General features: G+C 59.3%; 1 protein-coding gene. It reads right to left on the bottom strand.

Features of this window, described 5'->3' with window-relative positions:
• Positions 1-327: 327 nt before the first annotated feature.
• Positions 328-609, bottom strand: a 282-nt coding sequence (locus tag BV106_RS34785; RefSeq protein ID WP_038172899.1) for a transposase, incomplete at its 5' end; no start/stop codon positions are given.

Below are 609 nucleotides of genomic sequence, written 5' to 3'. Positions count from 1 at the left end.
GGCTCCTATGAGGCGGGTCAATTGGTTTGTGAGGTGACTTGCGGTTTTCTTCGGCGTTGCTGCTCTTTGAGGGTGGAGGGTTCGTCGTGGTTCTTTCTGTCGTCTGATCCTTGATGCAGCTCGGTCTACGACACGCGCTGTTGAGCAGCTTTACTCCTGCTCTCATGCTCCTATCCGCACAGGCCCTCAGGGCCGTGCATCTCGCCCTTGCGGGCTACAAGGATCAGTCAGGAATCGATCATTCTGGTAATGCGGGCTAAACCTTGCGGCGGCCAAGCCTTGGGTCGATCAGATTCTCCGACTGAAAGTGTTTCAGCAGGGCGGCTCTCAGGTGGTGGCTGGCTCCAAGCCCAGGCCTTCCAACGTTGCCGTCCCTACGTGCAATCTCCAAAGATCAACCATGAGCATCCGGGCGCAGGCCACGATCGCCTTGCGCTTCCTGGCTCCACGGACCGTGGCCTCAGGCCCCAGTTCCTCGGGATATTTCCTCACCCCCCTCCAGTTCGGATTGAGCCTGCAGATCCTCCACGCCGCTTCCACCAGCGTCGTGCGGATCCGCGAGCTGCCCATCCGGTCAATCTGCCCCATCTTTTGACTTTCTCCGCTGCT

The organism is Verrucomicrobium sp. BvORR106 (genome assembly GCF_000739655.1).
Classification (GTDB): Bacteria; Verrucomicrobiota; Verrucomicrobiia; order Verrucomicrobiales; family Verrucomicrobiaceae; genus Verrucomicrobium.
Note: the sequence above shows the minus strand (reverse complement) of the source record. Positions and strands in the feature narration are given on the sequence as shown.